The following is a 19722-nucleotide window of genomic DNA, read 5'->3' as shown; positions in this document are numbered from 1 at the left end:
CTGCCATGCGCCTGTTGACTGCGTTCCTGGGGATGGCGCTGCTCGTCGGCTGCGCCAGTTCGGCCGGCGGATCGGTGCCGCCGGCCACAGTCGCGCGGGTCGACCTGCAGCGCTACCAGGGCACCTGGTACGAGCTGGCGCGCCTGCCGATGTTCTTTCAGCGTCACTGCCTGCAATCGCAGGCGCATTACCGCCTGCTGGAAGATGGCAGCCTCGGCGTGCGCAACCGCTGCCGCACCGCCGCCGACCAGTGGCAGCAGGTCGAGGGGCGCGCGGTGCCGCAGCAGGCCGGGCGCACCGACAAACTCTGGGTACGCTTCGACAACTGGTTCAGCCGCCTGCTACCGAACCTGAGTCGGGGCCAGTACTGGGTGCTGTATCTGGATGACGACTACCGGGTCGCCCTGGTGGGCCACCCGAACCGCGACTACCTGTGGCTGCTAGCGCGGACCCCCGAGGTGGCGCCGGCCCTGCGCGACAAGCTGCTGGGCGTGGCGCGCGAGCAGGGCTATGACACCGGCGAGCTGATCTGGCGCACGCCGGATAGCCGGTTCGCGCCTTAGCCGAGCAGTTCGCGCAGGACCCGGGCAAATGCCTGGGCGGTCTGTGCCTCGGCGGCATGGCGGCCGTCGCGCACCACCCATTGGCCGCCGACCATGACATCGCGGATCTGCCGATCGCCGCCGGCGAACAGCCAGCGGTTGAGGATGGCGTCGTCCTTGGCCGTGGCGATATAGGGGTCTTCGCCGTCCAGTACCAGCCAGTCGGCGCGCTGGCCGACCTGCAGGGCGCCGACCGGCTGTCCCAGGGCCTGGGCGCCGCCGTTCAGGGCCGCGTCTAACAGGCTGCGGCCGATCATCGGCTGGTCGCTGCGGTACAGGCGGTTGCGCTTCTGGTCGCGCAGGCGCTGGCCGTATTCCAGCCAGCGCAACTCCTCGACCAGGCTGACCGAGACGTGGCTGTCCGAGCCGATGCCCAGGCGCCCGCCCTGGGCCAGGTAGTCCACCGCCGGGAAGATGCCGTCGCCGAGGTTGGCCTCGGTGCTCAGGCACAGGCCGGCCACCGCTCCGCTGGCGGCCATGGCCGCGACCTCATCGGCCTGCGCATGGGTGGCGTGCACCAGGCACCAGCGCTCGTCCACCGGCGCGTTGTCGAACAGCCACTGCAGGGGACGGCGGCCGCTCCAGGCCAGGCAGTCGTCGACCTCCTTCTGCTGTTCGGCGATATGGATATGGACCGGGCAGTCGCCGCTGTCGGCGGCGAGGACGCTCTGCAGCTGCTCGGGGGTGACCGCGCGCAACGAGTGGAAGCACAGGCCCAGGCGCTGCAGCGCCTTGCCTTGCAACGCCGTTTGCAGGCGCCGCTGCAGCTCCAGGTAGCTGTCGCTGCCGTGGATGAAGCGCCGCTGGCCTTCGTTCGCCGGCTGGCCGCCGAAGCCGGAATGGCTGTACAGCACCGGCAGCAGGGTCAGGCCGATGCCGGCGTCGCTGGCCGCCTGGCTGATGCGCAGGGCCAGCTCGGCCGGGTCGGCGTAGGCCTGGCCCTGCGGGTCGTGATGCACATAGTGGAACTCGGCGACGCTGGTGTAGCCGGCCTTGAGCATCTCGATATACAGCTGCCTGGCGATCACCTCGACCTGCTCGGGGGACAGCCGGCCGACCAGGCGGTACATCAGTTCGCGCCAGGTCCAGAAGCTGTCGTTGGGGTTGCCGGCGACCTCGGCCAGGCCCGCCATGGCGCGCTGGAAGGCGTGCGAATGCAGGTTGGGCATGCCCGGCAGCAGCGGGCCATGCAGGCGCTCGGCACCCTCCGCCGAGGCGCCGATGCTGATGCTTGCCAGGTTGCCCTGGCTGTCGATTTCCAGGCGAACGTCGTCGGCCCAGCCTTGGGGCAGCAGTGCGCAGGGGGCGTGGAATGCAGGCATAATGATCAACCTAGCTGCTCGTATTTAGTTGTATATACATATACAGCTGTTTTAGGCTGTCGTAAACTGCCCAGCCCGGCGGACAAGGAGAAATTCATGGCGAAACCACTCTCGAAGCCTGCTGCCCTGGCCGGCCAGCTCAGTGACGCGCCGGCGCCGCTGTATGCCCAAGTCAAGCAGATGATCACCCAGCAGATCCACAGCGGCGCCTGGCCCGCCCATCATCGGGTGCCCTCGGAAAGCGAGCTGGTGGAGGAGCTGGGCTTCAGCCGCATGACCATCAACCGCGCGCTGCGCGAGCTGACCAGCGACGGCCTGCTGGTGCGCATGCAGGGCGTCGGCACCTTCGTCGCCGAACCCAAGGGGCGCTCGGCGCTGTTTGCGGTGAACAACATCGCCGACGAGATCGCCGCCCGTGGCCATCGCCACCACAGCAAGCTGATTCGCCTGGGCGAGGAGCTGGCCAGCCCCGAGCGCGCCCTGGCCCTGGACCTGCGCGAGGGCCAGCGGGTGTTTCATTCGCTGATCGTGCACTACGAGAACGATGTGCCGGTGCAGTTGGAAGACCGCTACGTCAATGCGGCCGTGGCGCCGGATTACCTCAAGCAGGATTTCACCCAGCTCACGCCCTATGCCTACCTGTCACGGGTCGCGCCTTTGAGCGAGGGCGAGCACGTGGTCGAGGCGATCCTCGCCGAACCCGAGGAGTGCCGCCTGCTGCAGATCGAGCGCGGCGAACCCTGTCTGTTGATTCGCCGGCGCACCTGGTCCGGTGCGCAGGCGGTCACCTCGGCGCGCCTGCTGCATCCGGGCTCGCGCCATCGCCTGGAGGGGCGTTTCAGTTCATGAGTCAGATCCAATTGCATCGGGCAGCCGGCTATCCGCGCATGCTCTGGAAGAACGGCGGCGGCAGCACCCTTGAGATCGTCCGCGATCAGGGCGAAGGCCTGGAGGGTTTCGGCTGGCGCCTGTCGATCGCCGATATCGGCGAATCGGGCGGCTTCTCCGCCTTCGCCGGCTACCAGCGGGTGATCACCGTGCTGGAGGGCGCGGGGATGCGCCTGCAGGTGGATGGGCTGGCGTCGCGGCCGCTGCTGCCGCTGGACCCCTTTGCCTTCGGCGGCGACAGCCAGGTCACCTGCGAGTTGCTGGATGGTGCGATCCGCGACTTCAACCTGATCTACGCGCCGCAGCGCTACGGCGCGCGCCTGCAATGGCTGAGCCTGGCGCAGCCGCAGCGACTGTTCAGTTCGGCGACCACGCTGCTGCTGTTCAGTGCCGTCGAGGCGCTGGAGGTGACGATCGGTGATGATGGACATGCCCGCCTGGGGCGCTACGACTGCCTGCAGGTCGAGCATGGCAGCGGCCTGCTCGAGTTGCAGGTGCAGGCGGAAGGGCCCGGGGCGTGCTGCCTGATCGAGCTGAGTCCGCGCTAACGGGCTCTGTGGCGAGAAAAGGGAGCCCCGACGGGGCTCCCGCTAGGCTTACAGCACCTGGCGCAGGAAGGCCTGGGCGCGCGGGTCCTGGGGTTGCTGGAAAAACTGCGCGGGGGCGGCGTCCTCCAGCAGCTTGCCATGGTCGAAGAACAGCACGCGATCGGCCACTTCACGGGCGAAGCCCATCTCGTGGGTCACGCAGACCATGGTCATGCCCTCCAGGGCCAGGGTCTTCATCACGTCCAGCACCTCGCCGACCATCTCCGGGTCGAGTGCCGAGGTGGGTTCGTCGAACAGCATTACCTTGGGCTCCATGCACAGGGCGCGGGCGATGGCCACCCGCTGTTGCTGGCCGCCGGACAGGTGCGAGGGGTACTCGCTGGCCTTCTGCGCGATGCCGACCTTTTCCAGCAGGGCGCGGGCCTTGTCCTCGCACTCGCGCTTGCTGCGCTTGCGCACCACCTTCTGCGCCAGGCAGAGGTTTTCCAGTACGGTCATGTGGGGGAACAGGTTGAAGTGCTGGAATACCATGCCGACCTCGCGGCGATAGGCGTTGACGTCGGTCCTGGCGTCGGCCAGGTCGACGCCGTCGATGCTCACCGAGCCGGAGTCGAAGCTCTCCAGGCCGTTCAGGCAGCGCAGGAAGGTCGACTTGCCGGAGCCGGACGGGCCCAGTACCACCAGCACTTCACCCCGGGCCACGGCGGTGTCGACGTTATCCACCGCGCGCACCAGTTGGCCGCGGGCGTTGAAGGTTTTGACCAGTTCTCGGACCTTAATCACTTTGCGCGAGCCTCCGCTCCAGACGGTTGGCGATCTGCGACAGCGGCAGGTTGATCAGCAGGTACAGGGCCGCGACGCAGAACCAGATTTCGAAGGTGGAAAACGAGGTGGTGATCGCCTCGCGACCGCTCTTGGTCAGCTCGGTGATGGCGATCACCGACACCAGCGAGGTGTCCTTGACCAGGCTGATGAACTGCCCGGCCAGGGGCGGCAGCACCCGTTTGAAGGCTTGCGGCAGGATCACATGACGCATCGCCTGCGGCGCGCTCAGGCCCAGGGAGCGGGCCGCCTCGTTCTGTCCCTTGGCGATCGACTGCACCCCGGCGCGGACGATCTCGCCGACGTAGGCGCCGGTGAACAGTGCGAGGGCGGCCACCCCGGCGAATTCGCGGGACAGGTTGAGCACGGTGCCGATGAAGAAGTAGAAGATGAAGATCTGCACCAGCAAGGGGGTGCCGCGCACCACCTCGACGTAGACCGTCGACAGGTCGCGCAGGGTCGGGTTGGGCGACAGCCGGCAGAGCCCGGTGAACATGCCGATCAGCAGGCCGGCGGCGCCGGACACCACGGAAATCCACAGGGTGTTCCACAGCCCCCAGAGCAGTGGGCCGGCCGTCCAGTGGCGGGTGAAGCCCAGCGCATCGCCTTCGTCGACCAGATCGCCTTCGCCCAGCAGCAGGCTGTCGGCGGCGACCGCCAGCACCTGCTGGCTGCCACTGTCGCTGGCCAGGGTCACCCGGGCGGTTTTCCCGAGCGTTTCTATTGAGTCGATGTGGCCGGGCTCGCTGGCGCGCTGCATCTGCTCGGCCTGGTAGACGAAATACTGGGGGATGCGGTTCCAGCGCCATTCGTAGGCGATCATCGAGGTGGACAGCCAGATGGCGTAGGCCAGGGCAATCAGGCTCAGCACGGTCAGTGTGTGCCAGGGCCACTGCCGCGGGCGCCGACGCTGGCGCGGCGCGGGCTGGCGAGTCAGCGCCTGCCAGGGCAGGGCGAATACTTTCTGCATATTCATGGGGAAGATCTCGATCACGGGCTTAAGGGTCGCAAGCCGCCGAACCGGGGCCGGGCCGTGGTTTGGCGGCAGGTCTGCCGGGCTATTCCATGTCCTTCAGCCAGGCGGCGCTCTTGAACCACTTGGCGTGGATGCGCGCGTAGGTTCCGTCTTCCCTGGCCTGGTGCAGGTAGTTGTTGATCCAGTTGAGGCTGTCGTAGTCGCCACGCTTGAGGCCGAAGGCCAGGGGCTCGTAGGTGAACGGCTGGTCGAGGTAGACCAGCTTGCCGGCGCCGGCCTTGTTCACCGCCACGGCGTTGTAAGGCGCGTCGTAGATGAAGGCATCGGCCTTGCCATTGACCACGTCGAGCAGGGCTTCCTGCTCGTTGTCGAAGCCGTGGTACTGGGCCTTGGCGATCAGCTTCTTGGCGACCATCTCGCCGGTGGTGCCGATCTTCGAGGTAATGCGGTACTGACCGTCGTTGAGGTCCTTGTACGACTTGATCTTGCCCTCCAGCTCCTTGTTGATCAGCAGGGTCTGGCCGACCACGATGAAGGGATCGGAGAAGTTGATGCGCAGGTTGCGTTCCTGGGTCAGGGTCATGCCGCTGCCGATGATGTCGAACTTGTCGGTCAGCAGGGCCGGGATGATGCCGTCGTAGGAGGTGGAGACGAGTTCCAGCTTGACCCCGGCAGACTTGGCCATGGCCTTGAGCAGATCCACCTCGAAGCCGACGATCTCGCCGCGCTTGTTGGTCATCTCGAAGGGCATGTAGGTCGGGTCCATGCCGACCCGCAGGCTGCCGCGCTTGACGGCGTCGTCGATGGCGCCGGCGTGGGCGGCGAGGCTGGACAGGGCGGTGGTGGTGAGCAGTAGTGCGGAAAACAGCTTTTTCATGGAGGTTCTCTTGTTATTGGGTGTGGAAGGCCGCAGCCGCAGGCAGGTATACCTCGATTAGACGTACATGTATAGACAGGTTTGGACGAAAGAGCCTGGCCGGATGGTGGCGTCGAAGATCGGTGCTCGCGGTCTAAACAGTTAGTGGACGGCTGGGTGGCGCTGCTTGCGCGGCAGCTGTCTTGCCCCCGGCTTCCTTCTGGATGCCCTATGCTTGATGGGTTTATGGCGTTTTTGCCGGGGCGGGCGAGGATGCGCCGGAGGCTGGCGTGGCGGCGTATTACCGGCGGCGTGAGTCGACGTGACGGATTGTTCGACAAGCGGTGCAATTTTTTTCTTGATCAAGGTTGTATATACATGTTTATATTTGCCCATGCCCAGCCGTAGCGCGTCAAACTAGTCAGGCTGACGGCGATCTTTCCCAGGAGGATTACTTGTGAGCACTTCAAGCCGTTTCCGCGATGTCGAGATCCGCGCCCCGCGCGGCACCCAGTTGAACGCCAAGAGCTGGCTGACCGAGGCGCCGCTGCGCATGCTGATGAACAACCTCGACCCCGAGGTGGCCGAGAACCCCAAGGAGCTGGTGGTGTATGGCGGCATCGGCCGCGCCGCGCGCAACTGGGAGTGCTATGACCAGATCGTCGAGAGCCTCAAGCAGCTCAGCGACGACGAGACCTTGCTGGTGCAGTCGGGCAAGCCGGTTGGCGTGTTCCGCACCCACAAGGACGCCCCGCGCGTGCTGATCGCCAACTCCAACCTGGTGCCGCACTGGGCCACCTGGGAGCACTTCAACGAACTGGATGCCAAGGGCCTGGCCATGTACGGCCAGATGACCGCCGGCAGCTGGATCTACATCGGCAGCCAGGGCATCGTCCAGGGCACCTACGAGACCTTCGTCGAGGCCGGTCGGCAGCACTATGAGGGCAATCTCACCGGCAAGTGGGTGCTGACCGCCGGCCTCGGCGGCATGGGCGGCGCCCAGCCCCTGGCCGCGACCCTGGCCGGCGCCTGCTCGCTGAACATCGAGTGCCAGCAGAGCCGCATCGACTTCCGCCTGAAGACCCGCTATGTCGACGAGCAGGCCAAGGATCTGGACGACGCCCTGGCGCGCATCGAGAAGTACTGCGCCGAGGGCAAGGCCATCTCCATCGCCCTGCACGGCAACGCCGCCGAGATCCTGCCGGAGCTGGTCAAACGTGGCGTGCGTCCGGATATGGTCACCGACCAGACCAGCGCCCACGACCCGCTCAATGGCTACCTGCCGATCGGCTGGACCTGGGAGCAGTACCGCGACCGCGCGCAGAGCGAGCCGGCGGCGGTGGTCAAGGCCGCCAAGCAGTCCATGGCCGTGCACGTGCGCGCCATGCTCGAGTTCCAGAAGATGGGCGTGCCGACCTTCGACTACGGCAACAACATCCGCCAGATGGCGCTGGAAGAGGGCGTCGAGCATGCCTTCGACTTCCCCGGCTTCGTCCCGGCCTATATCCGCCCGCTGTTCTGCCGCGGTGTCGGCCCGTTCCGCTGGGCCGCGCTGTCCGGCGATCCGCAGGACATCTACAAGACCGACGCCAAGGTCAAGGAGCTGATCCCGGACGACGAACACCTGCACCGCTGGCTGGACATGGCCCGCGAGCGCATCAGCTTCCAGGGCCTGCCGGCACGCATCTGCTGGGTCGGCCTGGGTCTGCGCGCCAAGCTCGGCCTGGCCTTCAACGAGATGGTCCGCAGTGGCGAGCTGAGTGCACCGGTGGTGATCGGCCGCGATCACCTGGACTCCGGCTCGGTGGCCAGCCCCAACCGCGAGACCGAGGCGATGCAGGACGGCTCCGACGCCGTGTCCGACTGGCCGCTGCTCAACGCCCTGCTGAACACCGCCAGCGGTGCCACCTGGGTCTCGCTGCACCACGGCGGCGGCGTGGGCATGGGCTTCTCCCAGCATTCCGGGGTGGTCATCGTCTGCGACGGCACGGAGGAAGCCGCCGCGCGCATCGCCCGGGTGCTGCACAATGATCCGGCCACCGGGGTGATGCGTCACGCCGATGCCGGTTACCAGATCGCCATCGATTGCGCCCGCGAACAGGGCCTCAACCTGCCGATGATCACCTCGGGCAAAGGAGCCTGAACATGAGCACGCTGAATATCCTTCCCGGCCAGCTGACCCTGGCCCAACTGCGCCAGGTTCACCAGCAGCCGGTGCACGTCAGCCTCGATGAGCGCGCCGCCGCGGCCATCGATGCCAGCGTCGCCTGCGTCGAGCAGGTCCTGGCCGACAAGCGCACCGTCTACGGCATCAACACCGGCTTCGGTCTGCTGGCTCAGACCCGCATCGCCAGCGAAGACCTGGAGAACCTGCAGCGCTCGCTGGTTCTGAGCCACGCCGCCGGCGTCGGCCGGCCGCTGGATGACGACCTGGTCCGGCTGATCATGGTGCTCAAGGTCAACAGCCTGGCGCGCGGCTTCTCCGGCATCCGCCGCCAGGTGATCGACGCCTTGATCGCCCTGATCAATGCCGAGGTCTACCCGCATATTCCGCTCAAGGGTTCGGTGGGCGCTTCGGGCGATCTGGCGCCCCTGGCGCACATGTCACTGGTGCTGCTCGGCGAGGGCAAGGCGCGTCATCAGGGCCAATGGCTGACGGCCGTCGAGGCGCTGGCGGTGGCCGGCCTGGAGCCGCTGACTCTGGCCGCCAAGGAGGGCCTGGCCCTCCTCAACGGCACTCAGGCCTCCACCGCCTACGCCCTGCGCGGGCTGTTCGCCGCCGAGGACCTGTTCGGCGCGGCGCTGGTCTGCGGCGGCCTCAGCGTCGAGGCCATGCTCGGCTCGCGCTCGCCCTTCGACGCGCGCATCCATGCCGCCCGCGGCCAGCGCGGGCAGATCGATGCGGCCGCGGCCTACCGCGACCTGCTCAGCCCGAGCAGTGAGATCTCCCGCTCCCACGAGCAGTGCGACAAGGTCCAGGACCCCTATTCGCTGCGTTGCCAGCCCCAGGTCATGGGCGCCTGCCTGACCCAGATTCGCCAGGCCGCCGAGGTGCTGGCGGTGGAGGCCAACGCGGTGTCGGACAACCCCCTGGTGTTCGCCGCCGAAGGCGACATCATCTCCGGCGGCAACTTCCACGCCGAGCCGGTGGCCATGGCCGCCGACAACCTGGCCCTGGCCATCGCCGAGATCGGTTCGCTGAGCGAGCGGCGCATCTCGTTGATGATGGACAAGCACATGTCGCAGCTGCCGCCGTTCCTGGTGGCTAATGGAGGCGTGAATTCCGGCTTCATGATCGCCCAGGTCACCGCCGCCGCCCTGGCCAGCGAGAACAAGGCGCTGTCCCATCCGCACAGCGTCGACAGCCTGCCGACCTCGGCCAACCAGGAAGACCACGTGTCCATGGCTCCGGCCGCCGGCAAGCGCCTGTGGGAGATGGCCGACAACGTGCGCGGCATCCTCGCCGTCGAATGGCTGGGCGCCTGCCAGGGCCTGGACCTGCGCGAGGGCCTGAAGACCTCGGTCAAGCTGGAGCTGGCGCGTCACACCCTGCGTGAGCGGGTGGCCCACTACCAACAGGACCGCTTCTTCGCCCCGGACATCGAGGCGGCCAGTGAGCTGTTGGCCTCGCGTTGCCTGAGCGACTTGGTGCCGGCGCAGCTGCTGCCGTCCCAGGCCTAAGCCGAACGACAGACGCCCATGCCCCGCGCATCGCCGCCGGGCATGGGCGTTTTGTGTTTGCCGTGCTGCAACCAGGGCGCTAATCAGGTGACAGCCCTGTTTGGTTGCCTTTGGCCGAGTGCCGGCCATGCTTTTTTAGAGACCGGGCCGTCGGGCTCGGATCAATGCCTTAGCCCCGCAGGGTAGGTCACCAGGCGCCGCCCACCCCGCAAGGAGGAAACCCCTTATGCAACGCCTCTGGCTCAACTGCCACGCCGCCACCATGGCCGGCGGGCGTTATTCGATCATCGAGGACGCCGCCCTGGTCAGCCGTGATGGGCTGATCGAATGGATCGGCCCGCGCGCCCAGTTGCCGGCCGGCGAGTACGCCGAAAGCCACGACCTCGACGGCGCCTGGCTGACCCCCGGGCTGATCGACTGCCATACCCACCTGGTGTTCGGCGGCGATCGCAGCGGCGAATTCGAGCAACGCCTGGAGGGCGCCAGCTACGCCGAGATCGCCGCCGCCGGCGGCGGCATCGCCAGCACCGTGCGTGCCACCCGTGAGGCCAGCGAGGGCGAACTGCTCAGCGGCGCGCTGCAGCGGGCGCGGCAGCTGCTGAGCGAGGGCGTCACCACCCTGGAGGTCAAGTCCGGCTATGGCCTCAACTTGGCCGCCGAGCGCAAGATGCTGCGGGTGGTGCGCCTTCTCGGCGAGATGCTTCCGCTGACGGTGCGCAGCACCTGCCTGGCGGCCCATGCCCTGCCCCCGGAGTTCGCCGGCCGCGCCGACGCCTATATCGACCAGGTCTGCCGCGAGATCCTGCCGGAGCTGGCCGGCGAGGGGCTGGTGGATGCGGTGGATGCCTTCTGCGAACACCTGGGCTTCTCCCCGGCCCAGGTCGAGCGGGTGTTCCAGACCGCCACCGCACTGGGTCTGCCGGTCAAGCTGCACGCCGAGCAGCTGTCGTCGCTGCACGGTTCCAGCCTGGCCGCCCGCTACCGGGCGCTGTCGGCCGATCACCTAGAGTACATGGACGAGTCCGACGTGATCGCCATGGCCGCGGCCGGCACAGTGGCGGTGCTGTTGCCCGGCGCCTTCTACCTGCTACGCGAAACCCGGCTGCCGCCGATCGATGCGCTGCGTCGACACGGCGTGGCGATGGCGGTGGCCAGCGACCTCAACCCCGGCACCTCGCCGGCATTGTCGTTGCGGCTTATGCTGAATATGGCCTGCACCGCTTTCCGCCTGACCCCGGAAGAGGCCCTGGCCGGGGTTACCCTGCATGCCGCCCGCGCCCTCGGCCTGCATGCCAGCCACGGCAGCCTGGAGCCGGGCAAGGTCGCCGACTTCGTCGCCTGGCAGATCCAGCGTCCGGCGGAGCTGGCTTACTGGCTGGGCGGCGATCTGCCCAAGCGGGTCATTCGTCATGGCGAGGAGATCACCCATGGATAACGTACTCAGTTTCAGGCGTGGCCATACGCCCTTGCTGATCAGCATGCCGCACCCCGGTATCCTGCTGACCCCAGCGGTCGAGGCCGGGCTGGTCGAGGCGGCGCTGGAGCGTCCGGACACCGACTGGCATATTCCGCTGCTCTACGACTTCGCCGCAGGCATGGGGGTCGGTACCCTGGAAGCCTGCTATTCGCGTTACGTCATCGACCTCAACCGACCCGAGGACGATGCGCCGCTGTACGCCAGCGCCACCACCGGCCTGTATCCGGCCACCCTGTTCGATGGCGAGCCGCTGTACCGCGCGGGCATGGAGCCCAGCGCCGAGGAGCGGGCGCGTTATCTCGAGGAAATCTGGCGGCCTTACCACCAGACCCTGGCCGCCGAGCTGGCGCGGCTGAAGGCCGAGTTCGGCTACGCCCTGCTGTTCGACGCCCATTCGATCCGTTCCAGTGTGCCGCGCCTGTTCGACGGCCTGCTGCCGGACTTCAACCTGGGCACCAACAGTGGTGCCAGTTGCGCCGAGGCACTGGCCCAGCGCCTGCGGTCGGTCTGTGCCGGCGCCGCGGACTACAGCCACGTGCTCAATGGCCGCTTCAAGGGCGGTCACATCACCCGTCACTATGGCCAGCCGGACCAGCACATCCACGCCGTGCAACTGGAGCTGTCCCAGTGCACCTACATGGAGGAACAGCTGCCCTACGACTACCGCGAGGATCTGGCCGAGCCGACCCAGGTGGTGTTGCGCCAGCTGCTCCAGGCCATGCTCGACTGGGGACGCGAGCGCTACGGCCGATAGTGCTGCGCCGAGCTCACCCATCTGGGTGAGCGCCGTGGCCGAGTCTGCTGGCTACTCTGCTGAGCTTGCCTGTCGGCAAGACAACAAGACGGAGTAGCCATGACTTTCCCCATCAGAGCCTTAACCGCTGCAGTACTCCTGGCCGGCCTGCCGGCCGCGACCCAGGCCGTGCCCTATTCGCAACTGGTGATCTTCGGCGACTCGCTGAGCGACAGCGGCCAGTTTCCCGACCTCGGCAGCCCCCTGCTGGGTGGCAACCCCACCGGCGGACTGCGCTTCACCAACCGCACCGGCCCCAGCTACCTGAGCAACAACAGCGAATATTTCGACGCGGTGTCGACCCAGAGGCTGGCCTCGCTGCTCGGCCTGCAGGCACTGCCCTCGACCCCGATCCTGCCGCAGCTGCTGACCGGCAATGCGGATGGCACCAACTATGCCGTGGGTGGCTACCGCACCGATCAGATCCTCGCGTCCATCACCGACATCAACGGGTCTGTGGTGAATGCCGGCGGGGGCACCATCCGCACCCGCAACGGCTATCTGGTGGATGTGCCGCGGGTCGACCCCAATACCCTGTTCTACGTCAATGGCGGCGGAAATGACGTGTTGCAGTTCGTCGTCACCGATCAGGCAAGTGCCGCCGTTGCGGCCGCCGATCTGGTCGCCGGCGTCGCCGCCCTGCACGCGGCCGGTGCGCGCACCATTATCGTCTCCGACCTGCCGGACGTGGGGCTGACACCGGCGGGCTTCGCCTCGGGCTTTCGCGCGGCCTGGTCGAATGCCTCGGGGCTGCTCAACACCGAGCTGGGCAGCCAGCTGTCGGCCCTGGGCGGCAATGTCATCCGCCTGAACTTCCGCGGCCTGTTGGCCGAGGTGCAGGCCGACCTGGCGACCTATGGCTTCGATCCGCTGGTCAGTCAGACCGATGTCTGCTTCAGCGGCAGCAGTTGCCTGGCCGACCCGACCTGGGGCATCGGCGGGCTCACGCCGAATCCCGATCGGCTGATGTTCAATGACGGCGTGCACCCCACCGCGGCGGTGCAGCAGATCAGTGCCGACTACATCTACTCGATTCTCGGCGCGCCCTGGCAGGTCTCGCTGCTGCCGGAGATGGCCATGGCCAGCCTCACCGGTCACCAACAGCAGTTGCGCAGCGAATGGCAGGCCGATCGCGGCGCCTGGCAGGCGGTGGGGCAATGGCGCAGCTTCGTCGCTGCCAGCGGCCAGCGTCAGCGGTTTCAGGAGGGCGAGGCGGTGGCCAGCGGCGACAGCGACGGCCTGGGCCTGAGTCTCGGCACTAGCTACCGGCTGGATGAGCAGTGGCGGCTGGGCCTGGCCCTGGGCCTGCAGCAGCAGAGCCTGGAAGCCGGCGAGGCCGATTCGGAGTATGACCTGCGCAGCTACCTGCTCAGTGCCTTCGCCCAGTACCAGCAGGGCCGGGTCTGGGCCGATGCCAGTCTGAGCCTGGGTCACCTGGACTACAGCGACCTCGATCGGCGGTTCGCCCTGGGCATCACCGAGCGCAGCGAGCAGGGCGATACCGATGGCCAGCTGTGGGCCCTGTCCGGGCGCCTGGGCTACGACCTGGCCAACGCCGGCAGCGGCTGGCGGGTCAGTCCCTTCATCAGTGCCGACTACGCCAAGGTCGACGTCGACGGCTACCGTGAGCGTGGCATGAGCGCCAGCGCACTCACCTTCGACGACCAGCAGCGCGACAGCAAGCGCCTGGGCGTTGGCCTGCAGGCCAACTATCAGCTGGCGCCGGCGACCCAGGTATTCGGTGAAATCGCCCGCGAGCGGGAGTTCGAGGACGACAGCCGTTCGTTGCGCATGGGGCTCAACTCGGTGGCCGGCAACAGCTTCGAGCTGCAGGGCCATACGCCGGCCAGCGGCCAGACCCTGGCCAGCATCGGCGTGGCCCATGCGCTGGCCGAGCGCCTGCAGCTTCGCGCGTCCTACCAAGTGCGCGCCACCGACGATCGCCAGCAGGCCATCAACCTGTCGCTCAGCTGGGACCTGTAAACCCCGGGCCACCCGCGCCGGGTGGCGTGGGTGGCTTCACTGCCAGTTCAGGCGCGCCAGTTGCCACTGGCCGTCCTCCAGCCACCACTCCAGCTCGACGCCATAGTGTCGCGCACTGTCGGGGATCAGGCCTTCGGCGCCGGTCAGCGCCAGCTGCGCCTCGCTATGGCCACGGTCGCTGTAGCTCGGGTCGAGCCAGCTGCGCTTGCTCAGCGCGATGACCCTGATCTGTTTGTGCCGCAGGAACAGCAGGGCCATGGTGCGCCTGGCCCAGTCGCGATCGTGCGCCTGCTGGGCGCCGAACTGCGGATGCAGTTGCGCCAGCACGGCGGTGCTGTCCTTGGCCTCGAGGTTGTCCTGCAGCTGCTGCACGGCCGCTTCCAGTGCGGCCTGCGGATCCTCGGGGCGACCGCAGCCGGCGAGCAGGGCGAACAGCACCAGCAAAGCGCAGGCAATTTTCCGTGGCGACATGCCGAACTCCTATTTCATGGTTATGATGCGGGGCAGAGCAGAAAGCGGCCGCGTAGCAAGCCGAGGGGCGCAGGGCTTTCGCGCCAGGGCCAGCAAGGCACCGTACGCAGACATTCAGGAGCATGCCATGCAGACGTTGTACCCGGAGATCAAACCCTACGCCCGTCATGAGCTGGCCGTCGAGGCGCCGCATGTACTCTATGTCGACGAGAGCGGTTCGCCGGATGGGCTGCCGGTGGTGTTCATCCACGGTGGCCCGGGTGCCGGCTGCGATGCCGCCAGTCGCCGCTACTTCGACCCCAACCTGTACCGCATCATCACCTTCGACCAGCGCGGCTGCGGGCGTTCCACGCCCCACGCCAACCTGGAGAACAACACCACCTGGCACCTGGTCGCCGACCTCGAGCGCATCCGCGAACACCTGGGGATAGACAAGTGGGTGCTGTTCGGCGGCTCCTGGGGCTCGACCCTGTCGCTGGCCTATGCCCAGAGCCATCCCGAGCGGGTCCATGCGCTGATCCTGCGCGGCATCTTCCTGTGCCGGCCGCAGGAGTTCCACTGGTTCTACCAGGAGGGCGCCAGCCGGATGTTCCCCGATTACTGGCAGGACTACCTGGCGCCGATCCCGCAGGAGGAGCGCGGCAACCTGATGCAGGCCTTCTACAAGCGCCTGACCGGACCCGACCAGATCGCCCAGATGCATGCGGCCAAGGCCTGGTCGAGCTGGGAAGGACGCACCGCCACCCTGCGCCCCAACTCACAGGTGGTCGAGCGCTTCAGCGAGGCACACCGGGCGCTGTCGATCGCCCGCATCGAGTGCCATTACTTCGTCAACAACGCCTTCCTCGAAGCCGACCAGCTGATCCGCGACATGCCCAAGATCGCCCACCTGCCGGGGGTGATCGTGCACGGTCGCTATGATGTGATCTGCCCGCTGGACAATGCCTGGGAACTGCACCAGGCCTGGCCCAACAGCGAGCTGCAGATCATCCGCGACGCCGGTCACGCCGCCTCCGAGATCGGTATCACCGATGCCCTGGTGCGCGCGGCCAACCAGATCGCCCGGCGTTTGCTCGACCTGTCGCCCGACGAAGCATGAAGGCCCTGATCCAACGGGTGCGCGGCGCCCGCGTCGAAGTGGCCGGCGAGGTGGTCGGCGCCATCGACCAGGGGCTGCTGGCGCTGGTCGGCGTCGAGCCGCAGGACGACCCGCAAAGCGTCGCCAAGCTGCTGCACAAGCTGCTCAACTACCGGGTGTTCAGCGATGCCGACGGCAAGATGAACCTGTCCCTGAGCGATGTCGGCGGCGGCCTGTTGCTGGTCTCGCAATTCACCCTGGCCGCCGATACCAACAGCGGCCTGCGTCCGAGCTTCTCCAGCGCAGCGCCGCCGGCCCAGGGCGCGGCACTGTTCGAGCTGCTGCTGGAGCAGGCCAGGGTCCGCCATCCCCAGGTCGCCAGTGGCCAGTTCGGCGCCGATATGCAGGTGCATCTGGTCAACGACGGTCCGGTGACCTTTCTCCTCGAGGTCTGAGCGCGCCGCCCGGCTTTGCTAGAATCGCCGGCCTCATCCTCAGCGCCTGCGCCGGAGGCGCAGGCGCACCGCTCCCTGACGGTGCGCATGCAGCTCAAACAGAAGATCGTCGCCCTCGCCATCCTGCCGCTGTTACTGGCCATCGCCGCCATTGGCGTGCTGGTGCAGGCGCAGGCGCTGCGCCTGGGCGAGCAGCAGCAACGGCTGATCGAGAACAGCATCATCGCCAGCAAGCGCGCCGAGCTGCGCAACTATGTCGAGCTGGGCCTGAGCGCCATCGCGCCGCTGTATGCCAGCGGTCGTGACGACCCGGTCACCCAGCAGCAGGTGCTGGCCATCCTGCTCGGGCTGGACTACGGCAACGATGGCTACTTCTTCGTCTACGACGACCAGGGCCGCAGCCTGATGCACCCGCGTCAGCCCGAGCTGGTGGGGCGCAACCTGCTCACCATGGCCGACCCCGAGCGGGTACAGGCGATCCAGGCGCTGTTGCACAGCGCGCAGCGCGGCGATGGTTTCCAGCGCTACCAGTGGCAGAAGCCCTCCACCGGGCTGGCGACCGAGAAACTCGCCTACGTGGTGATGCTCGACCGCTGGGGCTGGATGCTCGGCACCGGGCTCTACCTGGATGACGTCGAGCAGGCCACCCGCCAGGCCCGCAGCGAGCTGGCGGCGAACATCCGCCGTACTCTCTGGGGGCTGGCCGGCGTGGCACTGGTCGCCGTGCTGCTGGTATTCGCCGGCGGCATGACCCTCAACCTCAGCGAGCAGCGCCTGGCCGACCGCAAGCTGCAGCTGCTGGCGCAGCGCGTGGTCAGTTCCCAGGAGGAGGAACGCTCGCGGGTCTCACGCGAGCTGCATGACGGCATCAGCCAGTTGCTGGTGTCGGTCAAGTTTCGCCTCGAACTGGCCTGCCATGAACTCGAGGCCGGCAGTCGTCAGGCCCTGGGCACGCTACGCGATGGCCTGGCCCGGCTGGGGGGCGCGATCAGTGAGGTCCGGCGCATCTCCCACGACCTGCGTCCCTCGTTGCTCGACACCATCGGCCTGCCGGCGGCGATCGGCCAGCTGGCCGCGGAGTTCGAGCGGCGCAGCGGCCTGGCGGTCGAGTATCGGCAGCGCCTGGAGTCTGCGCACCTGCCGGACACCGAGGCGGTCGCCTTGTTTCGCATCGTTCAGGAGGCTCTGGCCAATGTCGAGCGCCACGCCAGGGCCAGCGGCGTCAGCATCCTGCTCGAGCAGCGCGGCGCGACCGTGCAGCTGGGGGTGGTCGATGACGGCATCGGTTTCGATGTCGAGCGCACCGAGCAGGCGCGCTGCGGCGGGATCGGCCTGCGCAACATGCGCGAGCGGGTCGAACACCTCGGCGGCCGTTTCAGGTTATCGTCAGCACCCGGCCGTACCGAACTGATGGTAACGCTGCCCCTCGCAGGTTGAACCCATGTCCGCCCATGCCCCGCCAGCCCATTGTATCCGCGTCGCCCTGGTCGATGACCACGAACTGGTGCGTGATGGCCTGCGCGCCCTGTTGAGCGCCATGCCGCGGCTGCAGGTGGTGGGCGAGGCCAGCAGTGGCGCCGAGGCGCTCGACCTGGTCGCCCAGCTGCGCCCCGAGCTGTTGCTGGTCGATATCGGCATGAAGGACATGACCGGTCTGCAGCTCACCGAGACGCTCTGCCGCCAGTATCCCGGTATCCAGATTCTGATCCTCAGCATGTACGACCACGCCGAGTACGTGACCCGCTCGATTCGTGCCGGAGCCCGTGGCTATGTGCTCAAGGATGCCTCCTCCTGGCAGATCATCGCCGCCATCGAGGCGATTGCCGCCGGCGGCAGCTACTACAGCGACGAGTTGCTGCAGAAGAGCCTCAGCGCCCCACCCGCGGATGATGAGCTGACCCCGCGCGAGCGTGAGGTGTTGCAGATGCTCGCCCGGGGCCTGGCCAACAAGGCAATCGCCCGTGAACTGGACATCAGCGTGCGCACCGTGGAAACTCACCGGCTGAGCATCAGGCGCAAGCTCGACGTCGATACCCCGGCGGCGCTGGTGAAGTACGCGCTGGAGCGCGGCTGGCTGGGCGACTGACGCTCAGGGGCGCGCCTCCCGGCGCTGGGGCAAGGCTTCCAGCCCTTGTTCCTGCAGCCATTCCAGGGCCAGCCGGCGCAGCTGCGCGGCCTGGAAGGCGAGCCAGGCCAGTTGCACCTGGGGCCGCTTCTCCAGCTCGTAGTCGAAGGTGCGCAGCGGCTTGCGGCCGGCCAGCGCCAGGCTCAGCAAGGCATGGGCATGCGGATCGTCCAGACCGTACAGAAAGGCCTCGTGCATGGCCAGCACCTCGGCCTGCGCTAGGGGTTCGATCAGCAGGTAGCGGTCCGGCTGCACGTCGTACTTCTCGTCGGCGCCCGGCGCGGAGTCGCCGGGCAGCACCCTGAGCACGGCGCCGCTGGCCAGGTCCAGGTAGTGTTCGATGTTGTCCTGACCGAGCAGGGCCTGTTCGATGCGGCGCAGGTCGAGGGTCAAGGGGCGCATGGCTTTTGACTCCAGGCAGGTTCCTGCTTGGACCATAAACCCAGCATGGCTTGCCTGGCCATAGGCAGTCACTCAACTGGCTCCCAGGAGGCTTGTTCGACGCGTGGACGGCCGATCCACTCGCCGGCGTAGAGCGCCCAGAGAATGATCAATGGCTGGAACGGCAGGCGTAGCCAGTAATACCAGCTGGCGGCCGGCAGGCCCGCGACGTTCAGGCCGTCGAGGGCGTTCTTGATGTTGGCCGGAAACACGCAGACGAAGTACAGCGCCAGGGCCAGGGCCGCCCAGCGCCGCCAGCGCGGCAGCAGCAGGCCGATGGCGCCCGCCAGCTCGCAGAGCCCGGTGAACAGCACCAGCCCCAGGGGGTAGGGCAGTAACTCCGGCATCATCGGCAGATAGCGTTGCGGGTTGAGCAAATGGTCGCTGCCGGCCAGCAGCAAGGCCAAGGCCATGGCCAGGCGCATCCGGGCCGGCCAGTTGGCCAGGCCCGGTGCGCCCAGGCGATCGGCCAGTGCGGCGAGCAGCCCGAGGGTAATCAACAAGGCGATAAACAGCATGGCGAAGCTCCCGTGAAGCGGGCGCCGACTGGCGCTTGTCGTGGGTCAGTTGCATAATGTTGACGTCGCCAACATACGAGGGGATGTTGTCAGTGTCAACACCTAGCCAATCCCAGTCCTATCACCATGGTGAGCTCAAGCCTGCGCTGCTGACGGCAGCCGCCGAGTTACTCGGCGAAGGCGGCGCCCAGGCCATCAGCCTGCGTGAGGTCGCTCGCCGCGCCGGGGTGTCGCATAACGCGCCCTATCGCCATTTTCCCGATCGCGACAGCCTGCTGGCCGCCCTGGCGGCCGAGGGCTTTGTCGAGCTGGCCGGGCGCATGGCGGGCACTGCCGAAGGCCTGGCCGCCCTGGGCCAGTGTTATGTGCACTTCGCTCTGGAGCAGCCGGGGCGCTTTGCCCTGATGTTCGGTGCCACGCTCGACAAGGCCCGCTACCCCGAACTGCAACAGGCGGCGCAGGCCCTGCATCAGCGCCTGGCCCAGGCGGTGCATGCCGCGGCGCCCGAGCGCGATCCGCTGGTGGCGACGCTGGCCGCCTGGAGCCTGGTGCATGGTCTCGCCCACTTGCTACAGGACCGGCAACTGGGCGAGCGCATGGGCGCTGGCCTGAGTGCCGAAGAACTCAGTGCGCGGGTGACAGCGTTGTTCGTCGAGGGGCTCTAGCGCCGGTCGAGCCGCTCGCCG

General features: G+C 67.5%; 20 protein-coding genes. 13 read left to right on the top strand and 7 right to left on the bottom strand.

All coding sequences use genetic code 11. The features are described 5' to 3' along the window. Nucleotides 1–5 precede the first annotated feature (5 nt). Complete coding sequence (locus AB5S05_RS17605) at nt 6–563, top strand: lipocalin family protein (protein ID WP_369288823.1); 558 nt, start codon at nt 6–8, stop codon at nt 561–563. On the opposite strand, the gene AB5S05_RS17600 is transcribed toward AB5S05_RS17605, so the two are convergent. Beyond that, complete coding sequence (locus tag AB5S05_RS17600; protein ID WP_369288822.1) at nt 560–1924, bottom strand: formimidoylglutamate deiminase; 1365 nt, start codon at nt 1922–1924, stop codon at nt 560–562. The genes AB5S05_RS17605 and AB5S05_RS17600 overlap by 4 nt on opposite strands. A gap of 96 nt (nt 1925–2020) precedes the next feature. Between AB5S05_RS17600 and hutC the strand changes: the two genes are divergently transcribed. Continuing rightward, on the top strand, nt 2021–2773 hold the full coding sequence (gene hutC, locus AB5S05_RS17595; protein WP_369288821.1) for a histidine utilization transcriptional repressor HutC: 753 nt from the start codon (nt 2021–2023) through the stop codon (nt 2771–2773). After that, nucleotides 2770–3360: a HutD/Ves family protein gene (locus AB5S05_RS17590; protein ID WP_369288820.1), complete on the top strand. Its 591-nt coding sequence runs from the start codon at nt 2770–2772 to the stop codon at nt 3358–3360. Before hutC ends, AB5S05_RS17590 begins: the two co-directional genes overlap by 4 nt. A 48-nt stretch (nt 3361–3408) precedes the next feature. On the opposite strand, the gene AB5S05_RS17585 is transcribed toward AB5S05_RS17590, so the two are convergent. The 3 genes from AB5S05_RS17585 to AB5S05_RS17575 all read right to left on the bottom strand — a co-directional run bounded on the left by AB5S05_RS17585 (nt 3409) and on the right by AB5S05_RS17575 (nt 6035). Continuing rightward, nucleotides 3409–4143, bottom strand: coding sequence for an amino acid ABC transporter ATP-binding protein (locus AB5S05_RS17585; RefSeq protein WP_369288819.1), 735 nt, complete (start codon nt 4141–4143; stop codon nt 3409–3411). Then, nucleotides 4136–5152: an amino acid ABC transporter permease gene (locus tag AB5S05_RS17580; protein ID WP_369288861.1), complete on the bottom strand. Its 1017-nt coding sequence runs from the start codon at nt 5150–5152 to the stop codon at nt 4136–4138. Before AB5S05_RS17580 ends, AB5S05_RS17585 begins: the two co-directional genes overlap by 8 nt. 88 nt (nt 5153–5240) lie before the next feature. Continuing rightward, nucleotides 5241–6035, bottom strand: a complete 795-nt coding sequence (locus AB5S05_RS17575; RefSeq protein WP_369288818.1) for a transporter substrate-binding domain-containing protein — start codon at nt 6033–6035, stop codon at nt 5241–5243. A 436-nt stretch (nt 6036–6471) separates the two neighbouring features. Here AB5S05_RS17575 and hutU point away from each other — a divergent pair, with 436 nt between their 5' ends. From hutU to AB5S05_RS17550, 5 genes are all read left to right on the top strand, one after another. Next, a complete protein-coding gene (gene hutU / locus AB5S05_RS17570; protein WP_369288817.1) occupies nt 6472–8157 on the top strand; it encodes a urocanate hydratase in 1686 nt (561 codons plus the stop codon). A gap of 2 nt (nt 8158–8159) precedes the next feature. Then, nucleotides 8160–9695 (top strand): histidine ammonia-lyase, encoded by a 1536-nt coding sequence (gene hutH, locus AB5S05_RS17565; RefSeq protein WP_369288816.1) that lies wholly within the window; start codon nt 8160–8162, stop codon nt 9693–9695. 226 nt (nt 9696–9921) lie between these two features. Continuing rightward, a complete protein-coding gene (gene hutI, locus AB5S05_RS17560) occupies nt 9922–11130 on the top strand; it encodes an imidazolonepropionase (protein ID WP_369288815.1) in 1209 nt (402 codons plus the stop codon). Next, nucleotides 11123–11926, top strand: a complete 804-nt coding sequence (gene hutG / locus AB5S05_RS17555) for an N-formylglutamate deformylase (protein ID WP_369288814.1) — start codon at nt 11123–11125, stop codon at nt 11924–11926. The genes hutI and hutG overlap by 8 nt, the downstream gene beginning before the upstream one ends. A gap of 99 nt (nt 11927–12025) precedes the next feature. Further along, nucleotides 12026–13948, top strand: coding sequence for an autotransporter domain-containing protein (locus tag AB5S05_RS17550; protein ID WP_369288813.1), 1923 nt, complete (start codon nt 12026–12028; stop codon nt 13946–13948). Nucleotides 13949–13984: 36 nt separating this feature from the next. Here AB5S05_RS17550 and AB5S05_RS17545 read toward each other — a convergent pair whose 3' ends face one another. After that, the gene (locus tag AB5S05_RS17545; protein ID WP_369288812.1) at nt 13985–14419 is read right to left on the bottom strand and encodes a hypothetical protein; all 435 of its coding nucleotides are present in this window, start codon (nt 14417–14419) and stop codon (nt 13985–13987) included. 127 nt (nt 14420–14546) lie between these two features. On the opposite strand from AB5S05_RS17545, the gene pip reads away from it, so the two are divergent. The 4 genes from pip (at nt 14547) to AB5S05_RS17525 (ending at nt 18038) form a co-directional block, all read left to right on the top strand. Further along, nucleotides 14547–15518 carry a prolyl aminopeptidase gene (gene pip / locus AB5S05_RS17540; protein ID WP_369288811.1) on the top strand — a complete coding sequence of 324 codons (972 nt, stop codon included), beginning with the start codon at nt 14547–14549 and terminating at the stop codon, nt 15516–15518. Then, nucleotides 15515–15952, top strand: coding sequence for a D-aminoacyl-tRNA deacylase (gene dtd / locus AB5S05_RS17535; protein WP_369288810.1), 438 nt, complete (start codon nt 15515–15517; stop codon nt 15950–15952). The genes pip and dtd overlap by 4 nt, the downstream gene beginning before the upstream one ends. An 87-nt stretch (nt 15953–16039) precedes the next feature. Next, nucleotides 16040–17389, top strand: a complete 1350-nt coding sequence (locus tag AB5S05_RS17530) for a cache domain-containing protein (protein WP_369288809.1) — start codon at nt 16040–16042, stop codon at nt 17387–17389. A gap of 4 nt (nt 17390–17393) precedes the next feature. Next, nucleotides 17394–18038 carry a response regulator gene (locus tag AB5S05_RS17525; RefSeq protein ID WP_369288808.1) on the top strand — a complete coding sequence of 215 codons (645 nt, stop codon included), beginning with the start codon at nt 17394–17396 and terminating at the stop codon, nt 18036–18038. Nucleotides 18039–18041: 3 nt separating this feature from the next. Here AB5S05_RS17525 and AB5S05_RS17520 read toward each other — a convergent pair whose 3' ends face one another. Together AB5S05_RS17520 and AB5S05_RS17515 are read right to left on the bottom strand one after the other, a co-directional pair. Next, nucleotides 18042–18479, bottom strand: a complete 438-nt coding sequence (locus AB5S05_RS17520; RefSeq protein ID WP_369288807.1) for a UPF0158 family protein — start codon at nt 18477–18479, stop codon at nt 18042–18044. 68 nt (nt 18480–18547) lie between these two features. Further along, nucleotides 18548–19036, bottom strand: a complete 489-nt coding sequence (locus AB5S05_RS17515; protein ID WP_369288806.1) for a DoxX family protein — start codon at nt 19034–19036, stop codon at nt 18548–18550. A gap of 92 nt (nt 19037–19128) precedes the next feature. Here AB5S05_RS17515 and AB5S05_RS17510 point away from each other — a divergent pair, with 92 nt between their 5' ends. After that, entirely contained in the window at nt 19129–19701 is a 573-nt protein-coding gene (locus tag AB5S05_RS17510; RefSeq protein ID WP_369288805.1) for a TetR/AcrR family transcriptional regulator, read from the top strand. The last annotated feature ends 21 nt before the right edge of the window (nt 19702–19722 follow it).

Source organism: Pseudomonas zhanjiangensis (genome assembly GCF_041027545.1).
Taxonomy (GTDB): Bacteria; Pseudomonadota; Gammaproteobacteria; order Pseudomonadales; family Pseudomonadaceae; genus Aquipseudomonas; species Aquipseudomonas zhanjiangensis.
The sequence above is the reverse complement of the archived record's forward strand: the minus strand, read 5'-3'. Positions and strand labels throughout refer to the sequence as shown.